Source organism: Microbacterium sp. (assembly GCF_032084865.1).
Taxonomy (GTDB): Bacteria; Actinomycetota; Actinomycetes; order Actinomycetales; family Microbacteriaceae; genus Microbacterium.
This window is the reverse complement of the sequence record NZ_DAMDLU010000225.1, coordinates 1-2,401: the sequence shown is the minus strand read 5'-3', so window position 1 is coordinate 2,401 and position 2,401 is coordinate 1. Positions and strand designations below refer to the sequence as shown.

The 2,401-nt window shown below is 71.1% G+C and carries 4 protein-coding genes; all 4 read left to right on the top strand.

Annotated features, from left to right (window positions below; genetic code table 11):
- A partial coding sequence (locus tag RT309_RS14750) for a hypothetical protein (protein WP_313358248.1) occupies nucleotides 1-353 on the top strand: 353 nt, incomplete at its 5' end.
- 4 nt (nucleotides 354-357) lie between these two features.
- The gene (locus RT309_RS14745; protein WP_313358246.1) at nucleotides 358-663 is read left to right on the top strand and encodes a chorismate mutase; all 306 of its coding nucleotides are present in this window, start codon (nucleotides 358-360) and stop codon (nucleotides 661-663) included.
- Nucleotides 664-790: 127 nt separating this feature from the next.
- The gene (locus RT309_RS14740) at nucleotides 791-1,684 is read left to right on the top strand and encodes an SIS domain-containing protein (protein WP_313358244.1); all 894 of its coding nucleotides are present in this window, start codon (nucleotides 791-793) and stop codon (nucleotides 1,682-1,684) included.
- A gap of 33 nt (nucleotides 1,685-1,717) precedes the next feature.
- The coding region (locus tag RT309_RS14735; RefSeq protein ID WP_313358242.1) for an ROK family protein at nucleotides 1,718-2,401 on the top strand (684 nt) is incomplete at its 3' end.

Below are 2,401 nucleotides of genomic sequence, written 5' to 3'. Positions count from 1 at the left end.
AGAGGTGCGACCACCCCTTGGAGGATCTCATGTCCGACGAACATGCACACGACGCATCCGAGCCCGCCGAGGGCGAGTACACGGATGCCGACCACGGCGACGGCACGACGGCCGGTGACCACGCGGCGCACGCCGTCGAGGCCGAGGGCGAGTACACCGACGGTGTCTACTCCGCCGACGGACGCGAGCAGCACCTGCCGCATCACGGCGAGGGGGCGTACACCGACGCCGACCATGCGCATGCGGACGCCGATCCCTCCGGTGCACGTGGCCTGGAGGCAGAGGGCGAGTACACCGACGGTCGTTACCCCGACGACGGCGATGCAGGCCGCGCCGACCGCAGGCACAGCTGACACCGTGGGTGACGCCGACGCGCGCGACGCGCGCGCTGAGCTGCTGCGCCTGCGCGCCAGCATCGACAACATCGACGCCGCACTGATCTTCATGCTCGCCGAGCGGTTCCGTTGCACGCAGCAGGTAGGTCACCTGAAGGCCGAGCACGACATGCCGGCCTCCGACCCCGGGCGGGAAGAGCAGCAGACCGCGCGCCTGCGTGCGCTCGCCGAAGAGGCGCACCTCGACCCGGAGTTCGCCGAGAAGTGGTTCAACTTCGTCGTCGCCGAGGTCATCCGCCATCACACCGAGGCGGCCGAGGGTCGCTGACCGCCCGGACGCGGCTTCGTCTGGAACCGGGCGCGGGGGATGCCGTCTTTCAGCGCGTCCCTGATCTATGCGACAATATGATCGATATCTGGTTCTAAACGTCAGAAACAAGCATTCAGGAGTCGTCATGCACACCACCGCCGGCGCACACATGCGCGCAGAGCTCACCTCGCAGCCCGAGACCTGGGCCCGCGCAGCAGATATGCGCGACGAGCAGGCCCTGCTCCCGGCCTCCGGCGCCCGCATCGCCGTCGTCGGCTGCGGCACCTCGTGGTTCATGGCGCAGTCGTACGCCGCGCTCCGCGAGAGCGCCGGTCACGGCGAGACCGACGCGTTCACGGCATCCGAGTTCCCCTTCGGCCGCGACTACGACGCGATCGTCGCATTGACGCGTTCGGGCACGACCACCGAGGTGCTCGAGCTGACCGAGCGCGTGAAGGGCGCCACGCCCGTGATCGCCGTCGTCGGCGACACCACCTCGCCGCTCGTCGACCTCGCCGACCGCGTGATCGGACTCCCGTTCGCCGATGAGCAGTCGGTCGTGCAGACCCGCTTCGCGACCACGGCGCTGGCCCTGTTCCGCGCGTCGGTCGGCGAGAGCCTCGACGCCGCGATCGCCGACGCGCAGGCCGTGCTCGACGGCTCCGACGACGCGGCGCTCGGCGAGGCCGAGCAGTACAGCTTCCTCGGCATGGGCTGGGCGATGGGTCTCGCCCACGAGGCGGCCCTGAAGATGCGCGAGTCGTCGCAGTCGTGGACCGAGTCGTACAGCTCGATGGAGTACCGCCACGGTCCGATCGCCATCGCCGCTCCGGGGCGGATCACGTGGCAGCTCGGCTCGGCGCCCGAGGGCCTGCAGGCCCAGGTCGAGGCGACCGGCGCGCGCTTCGTGCAGCACGCGATCGACCCGATGGCCGACCTCGTGCGTCTGCACCGCGTCGCCCTCGACCGCGCGGTCGCGAAGGGCCTCGACCCCGACCAGCCGCGCAACCTCACCCGCTCGGTGGTCCTCGAGGGCTGACCGCTCACGAGGGACGGATGACGGAGGACGCGCATGTCCGAGCACAGTGACATCCCCGAGGTGGTCAGCGACGAGTCCGGTGAACGGCTCGCCCGTGCCGCCTCGATCGGGGCCGGCGTGCCGGTGCTCGCCTTCGACGTGGGCGGCACCGACATCAAGTCGGCGCTGTTCGACGCCGACGGCACCGCGCGCGGACTGCGCCGCACTCCGACTCCGTCCAGCGCCGACGGCTCTCCCGACGGGCTGATCGAGCGTCTCGCCGAACTCGCCGACGAGCTGCGTGCGCAGCATCCCGATGTCGTACCGCAGGCCGTCGGACTCGTCGTGCCCGGCATCGTCGACGCCGAGAACGGCATCGGCGTGTTCAGCAGCAACCTGGGCTGGCGCGATGCGCCCATGCGCGACCTGATGGTGGCCCGATTCGGGATGCCGGTGGCCTTCGACCACGATGTGCGGGCGGCCAGCTGGGCCGAGCACGTGCTCGGCGGCGCCCGCGACTACGCGAACGCGGTCGTGCTGATCATCGGCACCGGCATCGCCGGTGCGCTGCTGGTCGACGGACGTCCGTACACCGCGGGCGGCTATGCCGGCGAGATCGGCCACGCGCCGATCGGGGAGTGGCCGTGCCCGTGCGGGGCACGCGGATGCCTGGAGGCCATCGCGTCGGCCGGGGCCATCTCGCGCCGCTACACCGATGCGACAGGCGCGGTCGTCGAC

Bases quoted from the DNA above. Each gene is read 5' to 3' on its own strand.
- RT309_RS14740 (WP_313358244.1), top strand. From the start codon at position 791: ATGCACACCACCGCCGGCGCACACATGCGCGCAGAGCTCACCTCGCAG.